This is a genomic window from Halomonas aquatica, from assembly GCF_040196335.1.
Classification (GTDB): Bacteria; Pseudomonadota; Gammaproteobacteria; order Pseudomonadales; family Halomonadaceae; genus Halomonas; species Halomonas aquatica.
Map to the genome: position 1 here is coordinate 336,951 of NZ_JBEGCJ010000004.1, position 16,785 is coordinate 353,735.

Genomic DNA, 16,785 nt, shown 5'->3' on the forward strand with positions numbered 1-16,785 from the left:
GTGCAACGTCGTCGCGGCACGACACGATTTTTCCTGCCTCGTGCGGTGCTTTATGATGAGGCACATCAATGTCATCACCGGGCGCCGGCGCCATGTGCGCCATCGGCAGGCCAACCGGTACGGGAGAACCACGTGCAAGCCATCAACACCCTGCGTATCGCCACCCGAAAGAGTCAACTGGCCATGTGGCAGGCCGAGCATGTCCGTGATCGCCTGATGGCCGCGCATCCCGGCCTGCAGGTGGAGCTGGTGGCGATGTCCACCCGCGGCGACAAGATCCTCGATACGCCGCTGGCCAAGGTCGGTGGCAAGGGGCTGTTCGTGAAGGAGCTGGAAGAAGCGATGCTCGACGGTCGCGCCGACATTGCCGTGCACTCCATGAAGGACGTGCCCATGCACTTCCCCGAGAGCCTGGGGCTATCCGTGATCCTCGAGGGCGCCGAACCCACCGATGCCTTCGTTTCCAACCACTACGCCTCCCTGGATGAGCTGCCCGAAGGGGCACGCATCGGCACCTCGAGCCTGCGCCGCGGCCTGCAGATGCGCGAGGCGCGCCCGGACCTCGAGGTCCTCAGTCTGCGCGGCAACGTCCAGACCCGGCTGCGCAAGCTGGATGACGGCGAGTTCGATGCCATCCTGCTGGCGACCTCCGGCCTGCGTCGCCTTGGGCTCGAGGCGCGCATCACCATGGAGCTGCCGCCCGAGGTCTGTCTGCCGGCCTGTGGTCAAGGGGCGCTGGGCATCGAGTGCCGCCTGCACGACCCCGAACTGATCGCGCTGCTGACGCCCCTCGACGATGCGGCCACCGCCACCCGGGTGCGTGCGGAGCGCGCCATGAACACTCGTCTGGAAGGCGGCTGCCAGGTGCCCATTGGCGGCCATGCGGTGTTCGAGGAGGATGGTCAGACCCTCTGGCTGCGGGCCCTGGTGGGTAACCCGGAGGGTACCCGAGTGCTGCGCGCCGAGGGACGCGGCTCCCTCCACGAGCCGGAGCTGCTGGGCATCCGCGTGGCCGAGGAACTGCTCGACCAGGGTGCCGGCGAGATCCTCGCCGAGGTCTACGGCGCCGGCTGATGGAGGACCTGCCGGTACTGATCTCGCGTCCGGGCGAACGGGCAGGCCCGCTGGCCGCCGCCATCGAGGCCCGCGGACTGCCCGTCGAGCGCCTGGAGGTCATGCACCTCGAACCGCTGCCGGAAACCTCGGCGGTGCGCACCGCCTGGCTGGACATCGACCACTTCGACAAGGTGGTGGTGGTGAGCCCCTTCGCCGCCGAGTGCCTGGCGGCGGCGCTGGATCGCTACTGGCCCCAACTGCCGGTCGGTATCGACTACTATGCGTTAGGGGCTTCCACCGCCGCCCTGCTTCACCGACGCCTGGGTGTTCGTGTGCACGTACCTTCGCCGGTGGCAGGCGAGGACACCAGCGAGGCGCTGCTGCGCCTTGCCTCGCTCAAGACCCTAGAGGAGCAGCGCGTGCTGCTGGTGGCCGGTGAGGGCGGTCGGGCTTTGCTGGCCGACACACTGGCGGCGCGCGGTGCCAGGGTGAACCGCCTGACGGTCTATCAACGCCGCCTCCTCGACCCCTCGCCGCCTATGCAGGCGCGGCTGGCAGAGGGTAATTTCCGTGCACTGGTGGTCAGCAGCGGAGAAATTCTCGAACATCTGGCAAGATGGTGTTCGGATGCCGCGTTGAACCAACCGCTAATCGTCTCCAGTTCGCGGTTGGCTACACTGGCCGGCAGGCTGGGGTTTCGTTTACCCGTCGTGGCGTCGGGTGCCACACCTGCCGCTCTGGCGGTCGCGGTCGCCAGGAGCAGCGCCCCTGAGGAGGCCGATGTCGATCATGATGATCTCGAAAAGGGCTAGCGACAGATGAGCAAGCAACCAAACGATCAGGACGAACAGCAGACGCCGTCCGGCGCGGCCCAGGGCGGCGCACAATCGGCGACTTCGAGCAGCCAGACCGGTGGCGAGGCCGACAAGGCTGGAGGTTCGGCCTCCCGGCGGTCGCGTCGTCGAGGCAAGGGTGGGTCATCGGCCTCGACCGCCGATGGGGCGAAGCAGGATGCCGCCGCGCCCACCAGTGACGCGAGTGCCAGCGGCGACCAGCCGCTCACGGAAGGTGTCGCTGCTGGAAAGGAAAGTGCCGCTGCTGGGAAAAAGGCTCAGAGCGCGCCCGCCGACAAGCCGAAGACGGAAAGTGCTAAGACGGAAAGTGCCGCTGCCGCAAAGTCCAAGGGGCAGAGCGCCCCCGCCGGCAAGGCGGCACCGGAGTCCCAGGCCTCTGCAAAGGCGGGCACGTCCGGTGGCGGCAAGGCCCCGGGTGGTTCAGCCGCCGTCACGGATCATGGTGACGAGGGCGGCAAGCGAGGTGGCAAATCCGGGGTGCTGGCGCTGGTGCTGGTGATCCTGCTGGCCATCGGCGTGGCCTTCTTCGGCTGGCAGGCCTGGCAGAAGCTCGACGCCCAGCAACAGCGCCTGGCCTCGCTGCCCTCCGACGTGGCCAGCCAGTCAGCTCTCGGCGACCTGAAGGGGCAGATCGATAGTGCCGAGACCGAGCGCAACGCAGCCCTCGAGTCTGCCCTTTCCGATCTTCGCGGCGAGTTCGCCGACTATCGCGGCAGCGTCGATGGGACCCTGGACAAGGTGCTTACCGAGCTCTCCCGCGAGCAGGACACCGACGAGCGCGACTGGCTCCATGCCGAGGCGGCCTACCTGCTTCGCCTGGCCAATCAGCGCTTGCAGCTGGAACGCGATGTTGAAGGCGCCGCGGCCCTGCTGCGTACCGCCGATGCACGCCTGCTGGAGGCCGACAACCCCGCCCTGGTGCCGGTGCGCCGCGAGATCGCTTCCGAGCTCGCCGCCCTGCAGTCCGTGCCGAAGGTCGATCGCACCGGTCTCTATCTGGCGCTCAATGCCCAGCAGGAACAGATCGCCGGACAGCCGCTGGCCCAGGACATCGAGGAGATCACCGCCGACGCCACTATCGAGGAGGCGCCTACCGGTGGCTGGGAGCAGCAGCTGTCGCGCTTCGGCAATGAGCTCAAGGACCTGGTCATCGTGCGCAAGCACGACCAGGCCCTGGAGTCGCTGATCGCACCGGAGCAGGAGTCCTACCTGCGCCAGAGCGTGCGCCTGGTGCTCGAACAGTCCCAGTTGGCGCTGCTCAAGGAGGAACAGGCACTCTATGAGGCCAGCCTCGACAAGGTCCTGACGCTGATCCGTGGCTACTACGACACCGATGTTGAGGGCGTCCAGTCGGTGATCGCACGCGTCGAGGAGCTCAAGCAACGCAGCATCCGTCCTGAACTGCCCGACATCAGCGGCTCCCAGCAGGCGCTGGCGAGTTTCATCGAGCATCGCTTCGAGAGCCGCAGTGCCGAACAGGGCAATGGTGGCGAGGCCGGTGGTGGCCAGGGAGATGACGCATGAGAAAGCTGATCCTGATCGTGGTCCTGGGCCTCGCGCTCGGGGCGCTGTTCGGCCAGCTGATGATGTCGGTGCCTGGCTACTGGCTGGTGCGGGTGGGGGAAACCTCCTACCAGACCTCCTTCTGGTTCGGCCTGGTCATCCTGCTGGCCGTGTTCATCGTGCTGCACTTCGGCCTGCGACTGCTGATGCGCTTGTCCCGGCCGGTAAGCCGCTTCAAGGTGTGGAACAGCAGGGCCCGCAATCGCACCGCCATGAAGCGCACCGTGCGTGGGCTGGTGGCCCTGGCGGAGGGGCGCTGGAAGCGGGCCGAGAAGTCGCTGGTCAAGGCCGCCGATGATTCCAGCACGCCGTTGGTCAATTACCTCTCCGCGGCCCTCGCTGCCCATTACCAGGGGCGCTACGAGCAGGCCGACACCCTGCTCAAGCGTGCCCACCTGAGCACAGAGGGTGCCGATACGGCGGTGGGCATGATGCAGGCCCAGCTCATGCTGGATCGCCAGCAGTACGAGGAGGCGCTGGCGATCCTGACTCGCCTGGACCGTCACCTGCCGAACCACCCTCAGGTCCTCAAGCAGCTCAAACAGGCCTACCTCAGTGTCAGTGACTGGGATGGCCTGCGCCGGCTGATGCCACGGATGGGCGCCCTGCAGCTGATCTCCCGCGAGGAGCGCGAGCAGCTCGAGCAGCGCGCCTACCGTGAGCTGATCGGCCATGAGGCGCGCAATCCCGGAGACATCGAGCGCGTCCGCAGCCTCTGGGCCGACATGCCCGACCACTTGCGCACCAACACCGACCTGATCGTGCTCTATGCCGAGGCGCTGGTCCGCGGCAACCAGGAGGGCATCGCCGAGCGACTGCTGCGCCATTCGCTCAAGGAACACTGGGACAGCCGTCTCGTGCTCCGCTTTGGCCTGCTCGATGTGGATGCCCGCCGCCAGCTGGTGGTGGCCGAGAAGTGGCTGCAGGAACGGCCCAACGACCCGGATCTACTGCTCACTCTGGGGCGCCTGGCGCTGCGCAACGCCTACTGGGGCAAGGCCCAGGAGTACTTCGAGGCGAGCCAGCGCCAGCGGCCCAGTGGCGTGGTCTGCGCCGAACTGGCCCGTCTCTATGCCAACCTGGGCGAGCACCAGAAGAGTCAGCTCTTCTACCGCCAGAGCGTCGAGCTGCTCGACAAGTCGCTGCCCTTGCTGCCTCAGCCCAGCCAGGAGGCCGCCGACAAGGCCAAGAAGCGCAAGACGGCCTGAGCAATTGCCCGCTCGACCCGTCAGTCAGCCACTCTCCACGGGGCGCCAGATGGCGCCCCTTTTGCTGCCTGGAGAACTCTGTTCTAGGGTCGACCTTCCTGCATGTTCAGCTCGGGTGAGACGGGAGTCGGCTGGAACCTTACCTTGCCGACCTCATCGGGTCATGGATCGTGGCGTTGCTCCATTTGAGGAACCTGATGGCCACGTCTTCCCTACCTGCAGAAACGCCAGCGGGGCTGCCCAAAGGCAGCCCCGCTGGCGTAAGGCGGGTTCGAGGCTCGGGTCGCCTAGACGTCATTGTCACCGGGTTGGCGATGCTCGGGGTCGGCGATCTCCTGGATGCCATGTGCGGGGTCATCGGCACCAGCAGCGGCAGGCCGGTGCTTGCGTGACGAGGACTCCAGCATCCGCACGTTGGCCGCCGGTGCGCGGCCTTGCTTGTCTTCGCCGAAGTACAGCGTGGTGTGCGGGAACGGGATCTCGATGCCGGCCTCGTCGAAGCGCATCTTGACCAGGCGGTTGTAGGCACGCCCCACGGCCCACTGGTCGCCGGGGGTGGTCTTGATGACCACCCGGATGTTCACCGAGCTGTCGGCCAGGGCCACCACGCCTGCCACGGTGAGAGGCTCCAGCAGCTTGTGGCCGTGCTCCTCGCTGGCCTTGAGGTCCTCGAAGGCCAGCTTGAGTTGCTCGACGGCCTCGTCGATGCTCTCGTGGTAGGCGATGCCGTACTGCCCGACATGGTTACCGAACTCCCGCATGTAGTTGGACACGGTGTCCACGCTGGAGAAGGGCACGATGTGGTAGGTGCCTGAGAGGTCCCGGATGCCCACCGAGCGGATGCTCAGCTTCTCTGCGGTTCCGGTGACGCCGCCCACCGTGACCACGTCACCGGTGTTCATCGCGTTCTCCACCTGGATGAAGATGCCGGTGATGATGTCCTGCACCAGTTTCTGGGAACCGAAGCCGATGGCCAGGCCCAGCACGCCGGCACCGGCGATCAACGGGCCGATGTTTACGCCAAGTTCGGAGAGTACGATCATCACTGTCATGGTGATCAGGGCGATGGCCAGGGCGTTGCGAAACAGGGCCAGCAGGGTCTGGGCCCGCGCCGAGGGGACGCCGCTGCCGGTTTCGGGATTGAGCTTGTGCTCGATCAGGCTGGCAAGGCCCAGCCAGGCCGCCGCTGCCACCACCAGGATCATGAACACGCTGGCGGTCTTGCCCACCAGGCTGCGGCCGGCCTCGGAGGCGTACCAGCTGGCCAGGTCGAAGGCTCCCCAGGCGCTCAGCACCACCATGGTCACCGTGATCAGGATCGCCGCGCGGATGACCCTCAGGGCATTGGGCACGTAACTGTTGAGGCGCGGCTCGAGCATCGGCAGCTTGATCCGCAGGTCGTCGGAGAGCCGGATCCGGCGGCCGATGGTCTGGGTCAGGAAGGACGACACCAGCATGCCCCCCACCACCGTCGCCAGCGTCTTGAGGGTGGCGAAGAGGACGAAGGGCAGGGCGTCTGCGGGCTGGGTCAGGGTGAGGACCAGCACCATCACGAAATAGGCCAGGGCGAACAGGTGCCAGGTGCGTGCGAATAGCTGCAGGGAAACCCGGCTGGCCGCCATGGTCGTCTGCTGGGCCTTGTGATTCAGGCCATCACGCAGCCGCTTGCGGTTGCGCAGCACCACCACCACCGCATAGATGAAGGCGGCGACCATGATGAGGGTGCCGGCGCTCTGGCCCAGAGTGGGGGCCAGGTAGGCATTGATCAGCGGCACCACCACCATCAACCCGTAGCCGACCAGGCCGATGAGTCGGGCGATCCAGCGGTTCCAGTAGGAGGCCTCATCGGCGGAGATCGTCAGCAATCGCAGTCCCTCGTAGCGAGACGAGAACAGCATCCGCACACCCGCCTTGAGCAGCTCGATCACCAGGAACGCATTGAGGAACAGCGAGGCACGGGTGGAGAGCTCGCCGGTCTCGCCTACCGCGAAGGTCGCGATCAGGTTGCCGCCGACATAGGCCAATGCCACCACCAGCACGTCGATCAGTGCGGCCAGGGCCACGCAGAGCACCAGGCGCAGAACGGGGTTGAGGCCCTGGCCATTGAGTGACCACTGGCTGAGAGGGGTGAACACCGACTTGGCCAGCCAGCGGATGGCCAGGAAGAGCACGAGGGTGGCAAGGATCACCAGACCCAGGTTGATGGTCGCCTCTGTAAAGGCCGCCATGTCGAAGTTGCTTGCCGCCTCGGCACTGCCCGAGAACAGGCCTGAGACTGCCTCCGCCACGCTGGACAGCTGAGTGCCGACCTCGCCGGCAATCCGGCTGGTGGCCTGGGCCAGCTGGCGAGGCAGGGAGGGCTCTCCGGCGGCGTCCGAGGCCACGGCGTTGGCCGCTTCAATCCCCGGGGTGTCGGCGGCCAGGCCGCGCAGCTGGTCGATCAGCTGTTGGCGCGTCTGGGTGTTCTCGAGCAGGTCGGCCAGGGTGGAATAGGCCGTCGGCTCGCTGCCGGCGTCGGCTTGCTGGGCCTGGGCCGGGGTGGAGAGGGCCACCAGGGCTACCAGCAGCCAGCCGAGGATGGCAGTAAGGGCTCGCATTGGGTTCACGCGGTGACCTCCGTCTCTTGGCGTGTTGGCGATGGGGTGTCAGGGGGTGTGCTCACTGACGGCATGATACGGGTTTGAGCCCATGACCACGACCCGGGCGCTGTGATGATGATTACATGTACAAGTATTGTACATCATGGATTTGGTATGCCAGTATTACGAGCTATCAGCGACACCGAGCCGCTGACCCCTGCAAGGCAAGCATGCGATACTCTTGGCCACCCTCACCGGGTGGCCTTTTTCGTGAAGAGTTTCCGGATACCTGTCTTGCATCGTTTGGGGAGTGGATGAACATCGACCCGTTGACTCTGCTGGCCGTGGCCGTTGGAGGTGGCCTGGGTGGCATGGTGCGGCTGGCGGTGGGCAATGCCGTGGCGCAGCGCCTGGGCGCAGGTTTCCCCTGGGGGACCCTCGCGGTCAATCTCAGTGGTGCCCTGCTGATGGGGATCCTGGCCGGCATGCTGGGCCCGGCGCCGTCGGCCCCGGGTCAGGCGTGGTCGCTGCTGGCCATCGGCCTGCTGGGGGGCTACACCACCGTCTCCTCGTTCAGCCTGCAGACCCTGACGCTGGTCCAGCAGGGCCGGGGCGGTGCCGCCCTGGCCAATGGCATGGCAACCCTGGTGGCGGGGTTCGCGGCCCTGCTGGTCGGCGCCTGGCTTGCGGGTGGGGCGGGGTGATCGCCTGGCGGGCCTATGGCGCCGTGGGGCTCGGCAGCGCCCTGGGCGCCTCGTTGCGCTACCTGGTCGCGCTCGCTCTGGCCGGGCCGGCCTTCCCCTGGGCCACCTTGGCGGTGAATGGCCTCGGCTCGTGGCTGATCGCCGGCTTCGCCGCCTACGCTGCCCATCGGACCAGCGGCCGGGTGGCGCGCTGGCAGCCCTTCCTGGTCGGGGGGTTCTGCGGCGGCTTCACCACCTTCTCCCTCTTCGGCCTCGAGACCCTCGAGCTGCTGGAGGCCGGTCGTCCCTGGATGTCGCTGGGCTATGTGCTGGTCAGCGTGCCGCTGTGGCTGGCGGCGGCCTGGCTGGGTCACCGGGCCGGCAAGCGAATGGCGGCGCGGGCCTGACGACGCCATCCGCGGCGTCGGAGGTCGGGTTCAGCCCTTGCCATCCCGCTTGCCGGCCTTGCCCTTGTCTTTCCTGCGCTCCTCCATCTTGCCTTCGTTTGCCTTTCCGTCCTCTGGCGCCGCGTCGCCCGACGGATCGCCGTCCGACGTGAAGTGCTCGCGGACCAGCGCCAGCAGTCCCTGGGTGGAGGCGTCGAAGTCCTGGCTTTGGGCATCGATGCGCTCGCTGATCTCGCCGGCGATGCGCTTGCCCAGCTGTACGCCCCACTGGTCGAAGGAATTGATGTTCCAGATCACCCCCTGGACGAACACCTTGTGCTCATAGAGCGCGATCAACGCACCGAGGTTTTTAGGCGTCAGCTCGTCGAGCAGCAGCACGCTGGAGGGACGGTTGCCCGGGCAGCTGTAGGGGTCGAGCCGGCTGCCGGTCTGGCTGCCCTCCATGAAGGCATTGGCCTGGGCCATCATGTTGGTGAGCAACGCGAAGTGGTGATCCTCGACTCCGGGCTCGGGCTTGAGCGAGGCGATGAAGTCGATCGGCACGTAGCGAGTGCCCTGGTGCAGCAGCTGGAAGAAGGCGTGCTGGCCGTTGGAGCCGGTCTGGCCCCATACGATCGGCCCGGTCTTGTAATCCACCGGGTTGCCGAAGATGTCCACCGACTTGCCGTTGGACTCCATGTCGAGCTGTTGCAGGAAGGCCGGCAGCTGATGCAGCGCCTGGTCGTAGGGCACGATGGCCTGGGTCTCGGCACCCTGGAAGTTGATATGCCAGATGCCGATCAGCGCCATCAGCACCGGCATGTTCTCGGCGAAGGGGGCGCTCAGGAAGTGCTGGTCCATCTCGTAGGCGCCCTCGAGCAGCTCCATGAAGCCGTCGAAGCCGATGGACAGGGCGATGGGCAGCCCGATGGAGGACCACATGGAGTAGCGCCCGCCGACCCAGGCCCAGAACTCGAAGACGTTCTCCTCGCGGATGCCGAAGGCCATGGCCGCCTGGCGGTTGGTGGAGGCGGCGATGAAGTGCGCGCCCACATCGGCGTCAGGGCCTGCTTGCTCCAGGAACCAGCGCCGCGCGGTATGGGCGTTGAGCAGTGTCTCCTGGGTGGAGAAGGTCTTGGTGGAGACGATGAACAGGGTGGTGGCCGGGTCGAGGCGGCTGAGTACCTTCTGGATGTGGGCGCCGTCGACGTTGGAGACGAAGTGGAAATTGAGCCCGGAGTGGCGATGCTTGAGTAGCGCCCGGCAGGCCATGTTGGGCCCGAGGTCCGACCCGCCGATGCCGATGTTGACCACGTCGGTGATGCGGCTCCCGCTGTGGCCCTTCCACTCGCCGCTGCGCACCGCCTCGGAGAAGCTGCGGATCTGCTCGCGGGTACGCTGGATCTCCGGCATCACGTCTTGTCCATCGACCATCAGCGGCCCCTCGCCGAGGTTGCGCAGGGCGGTATGCAGGACCGGACGATTCTCGGTGACGTTGATGATGTCGCCGGAGAACATCTGGGCGCGGCGCTGGACGAGTGCCGAGTGGTTGGCGAGCTCGATCAGCTTGGCCAGCACCTCGTCGGAGACCGGCTGCTTGGAGTAGTCGAGGAAGAGCCCACCGACGCGCAGACTCATCTTGTCGAAGCGCTCGGGATCGGCGGTGAAGTAGTCGCGGATGCGGTCGGCGGCGGTCTTCTCCTGCAGGCCCTTGAGAGCCTGCCAGGTGACGCTGCGGGTAAGCTGGAACATGGTCGACCTCGGGTTGGCGTTGTTGTTGGCGAGGGGTAGTGGCTGGCGATGTATCAACGGCGAGGCATCAGTCGGTGCGCGACGATACCCAGGCGCCTGCATCGGGAATGTTCATCTCATAGTCCCGGCCGAGCCAGGGTGAGCTGATGAGGAAGTCGGCGCTGGCGGGGTTGCAGGCCACCGGAATGTTCCACAGGGCCGCAAGTCTGAGCAGGGCCTTGACGTCGGGGTCGTGGGGCTGCGGTGCGAAGGGATCCCAGAAGAACACCAACAGATCGAGTCCCTGTTCGGCGATGCGGGCGCCGATCTGCTGGTCGCCGCCCAGCGGACCGCTCATCAGGCCTTCCACCTCGAGGCCCAGCTGGTGCGAGATTCGCCCCGCCGTGGTGCCGGTGCCGATGAGGGCATGCCCGGCCAGGGTCTCCTGCCAGCGGGCCACCCACTCGAGCAGTTCTTCCTTCTTGCCGTCGTGGGCTACCAGTGCGATGCGCTTGCGGGCCGGCAGGGTCCGCTTCACGTTGCCCGGTGGGCGAATCTCATGCATGGCCGGCCTCCACGCCGAGGATCTTCAGGGTGTTGGTGCCGCCGTGGGCATTCATGTGGTCGCCTCGGGTGAGGATCACATGGTCGCCGGGGGCGGCGATGCCCTTCTGGACCAGCAGCGCCAGGGCGCGGTCGTTGAGCTCTGCGGCCGTCATGGAGCTGGTATCGAAGGGCAGCGAGACCACCCCGCGGAAGAGTGCCATGCGACGCTGTGCGATCGGGTTATGGGCCAGGCCGACGATGGGTAGCCCCGAGCTGATTCTTGATGCGATCAGCGGCGTGTAGCCGGAGGCGGTCATGCAGGCGATGGCGGCCACGCCCTCCAGGTGGTTGGCCGCGTACATGGCCGACAGGGCGATGGTTTCGTCGATCTGGCTGAAGCCCTCGTGGATGCGGTGTCCGGATTCCTGGATGCGCCGTTCGCGCTCGGCACCCAGGCAGACCCGGTTCATCGCCTCGACGGTTTCCACCGGGAAGTCGCCGGCCGCGGTCTCGGCGGAGAGCATCACCGCATCGGTGCCATCGAGCACGGCGTTGGCCACGTCGAACACTTCGGCCCGGGTGGGCAGCGGCGACTCGATCATCGACTCCATCATCTGGGTGGCGGTGATCACCGCGCGGTTCAGGGTGCGGGCGTGCTTGATGATTCGCTTCTGGGTGCCGATCAGCTTGGCGTCGCCGATCTCCACGCCGAGATCGCCGCGGGCCACCATCACCGCCTCGCTGGCGCGGATGATGCCGTCCAGGGTGTCATCGTCAGCCACGGCCTCGGCGCGCTCGAGCTTGGCCACCAGGCCGATCTCGGCGCCTGCCTCGCCGAGCAGCTCGCGGGCCTCGACCATGTCGGCGGCGCTGCGCGGGAAGGAGATCGCCAGGTAGTCGACGCCGATCGCCACGGCGGTCTCGAGGTCGGCCTTGTCCTTGTCGGTCAGCGCCGGGGCGGAAAGGCCGCCACCCTGCTTGTTGATGCCCTTGTTGTTGGAGAGCTTGCCGCCGACTACCACGCTGGTATGGATCAGGTGGTCGGCGACCCGGTTGACGTCGAGTACCAGCCGGCCGTCGTCGAGCAGCAGGCGGTCGCCGGGGCCGACGTCGTCGGCCAGGGTCTTGTAGTCGCAGCCAACGCGGGTCTCGTCGCCCTGGTCGCTGCCCAGGCCCATGTCGAGGATGAAGGACTGGCCCTCCTCGAGGGTCACGGCGCCCTCCTTGAAGCGGGAAATGCGGATCTTGGGGCCCTGCAGGTCGCCCAGGGCGGCGACGCTGCGCCCCAGGCGATCGGCGATCTCGCGCACCCGTGTCAGGCGCTGGCGATGGTCATCGGGGCTGCCGTGGGAGAAATTGAGGCGCACCACGTCGACGCCGGCCTTGAGCATCGCCTCCAGTACGCCCTCCCGGTCACTGGCCGGTCCCAGGGTGGCGACGATCTTGGTACGGCGTATGGGGGTGTGCAGCGGGGTGGTCGACATGTCGGTGCTCCTCCGGAGACAGTGCTTGTTATCCGATCACCATAACGCCTTTGACGTAAGTTTACTACATCAGCGCTCGGTGCCGTTTCCCGCGAGTTATCGCGGTATGAATGCTATTGCTGCAAAAGCCGGAACTATTCGGTGCAGGGTCGAGGCCTCGCCCCAGTCAGTTTGCAACATCATATGTTGTAAAGTTACCAAAAAATCCTTGAGCCGTAGACACGACTGGTCCACATTATAGGGCAGACTAAACGTGGCCCGTCGCGCAGGGAAGGAAGTGCCGGCGCAGGCAGGCACGCAATGAGCCGTTTACACGCCAGGATCCTATCGTCCATCGGCTCAGCCACGACCCTAGAACGCACTGGACCGAGGAGAACAACGCCATGACGCTCAAGATTGCCATCAACGGCTTCGGCCGCATCGGCCGCAACGTGCTGCGCGCCCTCTACGAGAACGGCTATCGGGACCGCGTACAGGTGGTCGCCATCAACGATCTCGGCGACCCGGCCATGAATGCGCATCTGCTGCGCCATGATACCGTGCATGGTCATTTCCCCTTTCCCGTCGAGCATGACGAGGAGAGCATGAGCGTGGACGGCAACCGGATCGCCATCCTCTCGGAGCGGGATCCCGCCGCGTTGCCCTGGAAGACGCTGGGGGTCGACCTGGTGATGGAGTGCACGGGCCTGTTCGTCAAGCGCGAGGCGGCCGCCAAGCACATCGAGGCCGGTGCGGAGCGCGTATTGATCTCGGCACCAAGCCCTGATGCCGATGCCACCGTGGTGTATGGCGTCAACGAGGACGTGCTAACTCCCGAGCACAAGGTGGTCTCGAATGCCTCATGCACCACCAACTGCCTGGCCCCGGTCGCCAAGGCCCTCAACGATGCGGTGGGCATCGAGAATGGCCTGATGACCACGGTGCATGCCTATACCAATGATCAGAACCTCTCCGATGTCTACCACAAGGACCCCTACCGCGCCCGCAGTGCGACGCACTCGATGATTCCGACCAAGACCGGTGCCGCGGCGGCGGTGGGGCTCGTGCTGCCCGAACTGGCGGGCAAGTTCGATGGCCTGGCGGTGCGCGTGCCGGTGATCAACGTCTCCTTGGTCGACCTGACCTTCAATGCCGGTCGTGACACCACCAAGGAAGAGATCAACGAGATCGTCGCCAGGGCGGCGGAGGGATCGAAGGTGCTGGCGGTCAACGCCCAGCCACTGGTCTCCATCGACTTCAACCACGACGCCAACTCCTCGACCTTCGATGCCAACCACACCCGGGTGAACGGCCGCCTGGTCAAGGTCATGGCCTGGTACGATAACGAGTGGGGCTTCTCCAACCGCATGCTGGATACCGGCCTGGCCATGCATGATGCCTGAGCCGGCCCAGCCTTGACATCGGGGCCCGCCGGGGCTCCGATAGTGACGCCGGAGCGACAAGCCGCTCCGGCGTTTTCATGTCCATGACAGGGTTCCCTCGTGCTGCCTGACTATTCCTGGCTTGCGTGGTCAGTGATCATCTTCTCGACCTACCTGACCGGCGTTTCCAAGGGCGGCTTCGCCGGCGGATTCGGGACGCTTTCGGTACCCCTGATGGCGCTGGCCATCGGCCCCATCGAGGCGGCCGGCCTGCTGCTGCCCCTCCTGCTGGTCATGGATGCCTTCACGGTCAAGGCCTGGTGGGGGCATCACGATGTGGCGGAAGTGCGGCGACTGGTGCCGGGGATGGCCATCGGCGTCGTGATCGGCACCCTGGCGATCGGCAGTCTCGACGAGGATGGGGTGCGCCTGTTGCTGGGCCTGATGTCGCTGGCGTTTGCGCTCTACATGCTGGTTCGTCCCGCTGTGTCACGGCCCATCTCCTCCGCCTGGGCGCTGCCTTCGGGGATCGGCTGCGGTTTCACCAGCTTCCTGGCCCATGCCGGGTCACCGCCCCTAAATCTCTACCTGATTCCTCGACACTTGAGCAAGGAGGCCTTCATCGCCACCATCGCGATCGCCTTCGCCGTGGTGAACCTGATGAAGCTCGGCCCTTACCTCTGGTTGGACGAGATCAACCTCACCAGCGCCTGGGCCTCTCTCGTGTTGGTGCCGGTGGCCTGGTTCGGGGTGAAAAGTGGCATCTGGCTACAGCATCGGGTCAGCGAGCGGCTCTTCTATCGCCTGGTGGTCCTGGCCATGGCCATCGTCGGCGTGCAGTTGGTGGTCCAGGCGCTGGGATGAGCCTCACTCGGGGATGTGCCAGGTCGCCGGGCACTCCCGCGTGTGGAACAGGTACTGGGCGGTGGTGGCGTTGCGCCGCTCGGCGAGGACCTCGCGTCCCTCGCCGAGGGCCCTGAGCAGGTCGTCGTCGGGGTGGCGCACGGTGAGCAGGGTCAGGCCGTCCAGGCGCGCCACTGAATAGTCGGCACACAACGAGGTGACCAGCGGCTCCAGGCGGGCCGGGTGGCTGTCCAGGCACAGCGAGAGGCGCATGGCTCCGGCATCGATCAGGCCGGCATGCAGGCCGGCCGTCACGAGTCGGCCCAGGATGTCGTGCTGGCGGGCTTCGTCCATGAAGGCGAAGTCCCGCGGGCGGATCTCCAGCAGGGTCTGCTCCTCGCAGAGCATGAAGGCGGGTACATCGCCATCATGGAGGGCATCCCCGGCGATGGTGCTGCCCGGGGCCTCGAGAGTCAGGAAGGAGCGCACCGTCAGCGGGATTGCCTTCTGCTGAAGGGGAGCCAGGGTCTTGGGGTGGATCACCGTGGCGCCGTGCCAGGCCAGCTCGATCGCCTCGCTGAAGGAGATCCGATCGAACTGAACCGCATTGTCGAAGCGTCGCGGGTCGGCGTTGAAGAGTCCCGGCACGTCCTTCCAGACGGTGACCACCTCGGCCTCCAGGCAGTGGGCGAGGATCGCCGCGGTATAGTCCGAGCCCTCTCGGCCCAGCGTGGTCGAGGCACCCTCGGGCGTAGCGCCGATGAAGCCCTGGGTAACTCGGAGCCGGCCATCGGCGAGATCAAGGCCGCGCACCCGCTCGGCAGTGGTCTTCCAGTCCACACTGGCCGACTGATGGTCGTCGTCGGTGACGACCAGCTCCCGGGCATCGAGCCATTCGGTCGCCATGCCGACCTCGTCGAGCCAGGCGCCGACGATGGTGGTGGAAAGCAGCTCGCCGAAGCAGACGGTCTGGTCGTAATGGAAGGGCCGCTCGCGTTCCGCATGGGCCCGGTGGCGTCGGTCGAGTTCGCTGACCAATGCCTCGACCCGCTGTGTCACCGGACCGGCCGTCGAGCCGAACAGCGCTTCGACGGTGGCCAGGTGATCACCGCGCAGGCTTTCCAGGCGCGCGCGGTAATCGTCCCGATCATCGCCCCGGGCCGCGGCGAGCAGTGCCTCCAGGGCATTGGTGGTCTTGCCCATGGCCGAGATCACCACGACCAGCGGGCGCTCGGGGAAGTGGGCGAGCAGGCGGCCCAGATGACGGATCGCGGCGGCATCCTTGATCGACGCGCCACCGAACTTGAAGACCTGGGTCATCTGCTGTTCTCCCTCAGCTGAGTCGTTGCCGGTAGTCCTCGTAACCGAAGGCCTTCACCGTGCGCACCTCTCGGCTCGCCTCGTCGATCCGGCAGATCGACGGCAGGCGCATGCCGTTGAAGGTGGTGGTCTTCACCATGGTGTAGTGGGCCATGTCGGTAAACACCAGCCGGTCGCCGATCGAAAGCGCCGCGTCGAAGCTGTACTCCCCCACCACGTCGCCGGCCAGGCAGGTCAGCCCGCCCAGCCGATAGGTGTGGGCCTTCTCGCCGGGTTCGCCCGCGCCGATGATCTCCGGCCGGTAGGGCATCTCCAGCACATCGGGCATGTGCGCCGTGGCCGAGGTGTCGAGGATGGCGATGGTGCCGTCGTTCTCGACGATGTCGAGCACGCTGCATACCAGGTAGCCGGTGTTCAGCGCGATCGCCTCGCCGGGCTCCAGATAGACCTCGAGGTGCGGGTGGCGCGCCTTGAAGTCGCGGATCACCCGCACCAGCCGTGCCACGTCATAGTCGGAGCGGGTGATATGGTGGCCGCCGCCGAAGTTCACCCATTTCCGACCCGCCAGATAACGGCCGAACTTTTCCTCGAAGGCCGCCAGGGTGTGCTCCAGGGCGTCGCTGTTCTGCTCGCAGAGGGTGTGGAAGTGCAGGCCATCGAGGCCCGCGAGATCCACGCCCTCGAGGTCCACGGCCCGGGTGCCGAGCCGTGAGCCCGGCGCGCAGGGGTCGTAGAGCGCAACCGTGCCCTCGGAGTACTCCGGGTTCACCCGCAGCCCACAGGAGGCCTCGCGGGGGGCGTCGGCAACGGCCGCGCGGTGGCGCTGCCACTGGGCCGGGGAGTTGAAGCTGAGGTGATCTGCATACTGCAGCACCACCGCCATCTCCTCCTCGCTGAAGGCCGGCGAGTAGGCATGCACCTCGCCGCCGAAGGTCTCCGCGCCAAGCCGCGCCTCGTCCTGGCCGCTGGCCGTGGTGCCCACCAGGTATTGGCGCACCAGCGGAAAGGTGTCCCACATGGCGAAGCCCTTCAGCGCCAGCAGGATGCGGGCGCCGCTATGCTCCTGGACCTGCCCCAGCAGCTCCAGGTTCCTTCGCAGCAGGGCGTCGTCCACTACGTAGGCGGGCGAGGGGCAGGCGTGGATGTCGAAGGGATAAGCCGTCTCGGACAT

The 16,785-nt window shown here is 66.5% G+C and carries 14 protein-coding genes; 8 read left to right on the forward strand and 6 right to left on the reverse strand.

Translation table 11 applies throughout. The annotated features are described in order from the left end of the window. Positions 1 to 132 precede the first annotated feature (132 nt). Genes hemC through ABE960_RS10625 form a run of 4 tightly spaced genes read left to right on the forward strand, consistent with a single transcriptional unit; the run spans position 133 to position 4,681 of the window. Positions 133 to 1,074, forward strand: coding sequence for a hydroxymethylbilane synthase (gene hemC / locus ABE960_RS10610; protein ID WP_349762235.1), 942 nt, complete (start codon positions 133 to 135; stop codon positions 1,072 to 1,074). Beyond that, on the forward strand, positions 1,074 to 1,868 hold the full coding sequence (locus ABE960_RS10615; RefSeq protein WP_349762237.1) for a uroporphyrinogen-III synthase: 795 nt from the start codon (positions 1,074 to 1,076) through the stop codon (positions 1,866 to 1,868). The genes hemC and ABE960_RS10615 overlap by 1 nt, the downstream gene beginning before the upstream one ends. A gap of 6 nt (positions 1,869 to 1,874) precedes the next feature. Then, positions 1,875 to 3,434 (forward strand): uroporphyrinogen-III C-methyltransferase, encoded by a 1,560-nt coding sequence (locus ABE960_RS10620; protein WP_349762238.1) that lies wholly within the window; start codon positions 1,875 to 1,877, stop codon positions 3,432 to 3,434. Further along, positions 3,431 to 4,681, forward strand: coding sequence for a heme biosynthesis HemY N-terminal domain-containing protein (locus tag ABE960_RS10625; RefSeq protein ID WP_349762239.1), 1,251 nt, complete (start codon positions 3,431 to 3,433; stop codon positions 4,679 to 4,681). The genes ABE960_RS10620 and ABE960_RS10625 overlap by 4 nt, the downstream gene beginning before the upstream one ends. 287 nt (positions 4,682 to 4,968) lie before the next feature. Here ABE960_RS10625 and ybiO read toward each other — a convergent pair whose 3' ends face one another. Then, positions 4,969 to 7,287: a mechanosensitive channel protein gene (ybiO, locus tag ABE960_RS10630; RefSeq protein WP_432765362.1), complete on the reverse strand. Its 2,319-nt coding sequence runs from the start codon at positions 7,285 to 7,287 to the stop codon at positions 4,969 to 4,971. 287 nt (positions 7,288 to 7,574) lie between these two features. On the opposite strand from ybiO, the gene crcB reads away from it, so the two are divergent. Both crcB and ABE960_RS10640 read left to right on the forward strand, forming a co-directional pair. Continuing rightward, positions 7,575 to 7,964 carry a fluoride efflux transporter CrcB gene (gene crcB, locus ABE960_RS10635; RefSeq protein ID WP_349762240.1) on the forward strand — a complete coding sequence of 130 codons (390 nt, stop codon included), beginning with the start codon at positions 7,575 to 7,577 and terminating at the stop codon, positions 7,962 to 7,964. Then, positions 7,964 to 8,350, forward strand: a complete 387-nt coding sequence (locus ABE960_RS10640; RefSeq protein WP_432765365.1) for a fluoride efflux transporter FluC — start codon at positions 7,964 to 7,966, stop codon at positions 8,348 to 8,350. The genes crcB and ABE960_RS10640 overlap by 1 nt, the downstream gene beginning before the upstream one ends. 30 nt (positions 8,351 to 8,380) lie before the next feature. Here ABE960_RS10640 and pgi read toward each other — a convergent pair whose 3' ends face one another. The 3 genes from pgi to pyk all read right to left on the reverse strand — a co-directional run bounded on the left by pgi (position 8,381) and on the right by pyk (position 12,090). Beyond that, on the reverse strand, positions 8,381 to 10,081 hold the full coding sequence (gene pgi, locus ABE960_RS10645; RefSeq protein ID WP_349762242.1) for a glucose-6-phosphate isomerase: 1,701 nt from the start codon (positions 10,079 to 10,081) through the stop codon (positions 8,381 to 8,383). 67 nt (positions 10,082 to 10,148) lie between these two features. Continuing rightward, complete coding sequence (locus tag ABE960_RS10650) at positions 10,149 to 10,625, reverse strand: methylglyoxal synthase (protein WP_349762243.1); 477 nt, start codon at positions 10,623 to 10,625, stop codon at positions 10,149 to 10,151. After that, positions 10,618 to 12,090, reverse strand: a complete 1,473-nt coding sequence (gene pyk / locus ABE960_RS10655; RefSeq protein WP_349762244.1) for a pyruvate kinase — start codon at positions 12,088 to 12,090, stop codon at positions 10,618 to 10,620. The genes ABE960_RS10650 and pyk overlap by 8 nt, the downstream gene beginning before the upstream one ends. A 383-nt stretch (positions 12,091 to 12,473) precedes the next feature. On the opposite strand from pyk, the gene gap reads away from it, so the two are divergent. Together gap and ABE960_RS10665 are read left to right on the forward strand one after the other, a co-directional pair. After that, entirely contained in the window at positions 12,474 to 13,472 is a 999-nt protein-coding gene (gap, locus tag ABE960_RS10660; protein WP_349762246.1) for a type I glyceraldehyde-3-phosphate dehydrogenase, read from the forward strand. A 99-nt stretch (positions 13,473 to 13,571) separates the two neighbouring features. Further along, positions 13,572 to 14,315, forward strand: a complete 744-nt coding sequence (locus ABE960_RS10665; RefSeq protein WP_349762247.1) for a sulfite exporter TauE/SafE family protein — start codon at positions 13,572 to 13,574, stop codon at positions 14,313 to 14,315. A 3-nt stretch (positions 14,316 to 14,318) separates the two neighbouring features. Here the strand turns inward: ABE960_RS10665 and ABE960_RS10670 are convergent, their stop codons facing one another. Further along, positions 14,319 to 15,614 carry an aspartate kinase gene (locus ABE960_RS10670; RefSeq protein WP_349762248.1) on the reverse strand — a complete coding sequence of 432 codons (1,296 nt, stop codon included), beginning with the start codon at positions 15,612 to 15,614 and terminating at the stop codon, positions 14,319 to 14,321. 13 nt (positions 15,615 to 15,627) lie between these two features. After that, a complete protein-coding gene (nspC, locus tag ABE960_RS10675; RefSeq protein ID WP_349762249.1) occupies positions 15,628 to 16,785 on the reverse strand; it encodes a carboxynorspermidine decarboxylase in 1,158 nt (385 codons plus the stop codon).

Coding starts and splice junctions, on each gene's coding strand:
- ABE960_RS10615 (WP_349762237.1), top strand. CDS start 1,074: ATGGAGGACCTGCCGGTACTGATCTCGCGTCCGGGCGAACGGGCAGGC.
- ABE960_RS10620 (WP_349762238.1), top strand. CDS start 1,875: ATGAGCAAGCAACCAAACGATCAGGACGAACAGCAGACGCCGTCCGGC.
- ABE960_RS10625 (WP_349762239.1), top strand. CDS start 3,431: ATGAGAAAGCTGATCCTGATCGTGGTCCTGGGCCTCGCGCTCGGGGCG.
- crcB (WP_349762240.1), top strand. CDS start 7,575: ATGAACATCGACCCGTTGACTCTGCTGGCCGTGGCCGTTGGAGGTGGC.
- pgi (WP_349762242.1), bottom strand. CDS start 10,081: ATGTTCCAGCTTACCCGCAGCGTCACCTGGCAGGCTCTCAAGGGCCTG.
- ABE960_RS10650 (WP_349762243.1), bottom strand. CDS start 10,625: ATGCATGAGATTCGCCCACCGGGCAACGTGAAGCGGACCCTGCCGGCC.
- pyk (WP_349762244.1), bottom strand. CDS start 12,090: ATGTCGACCACCCCGCTGCACACCCCCATACGCCGTACCAAGATCGTC.
- gap (WP_349762246.1), top strand. CDS start 12,474: ATGACGCTCAAGATTGCCATCAACGGCTTCGGCCGCATCGGCCGCAAC.
- ABE960_RS10670 (WP_349762248.1), bottom strand. CDS start 15,614: ATGACCCAGGTCTTCAAGTTCGGTGGCGCGTCGATCAAGGATGCCGCC.
- nspC (WP_349762249.1), bottom strand. CDS start 16,785: ATGTCCGAGACGGCTTATCCCTTCGACATCCACGCCTGCCCCTCGCCC.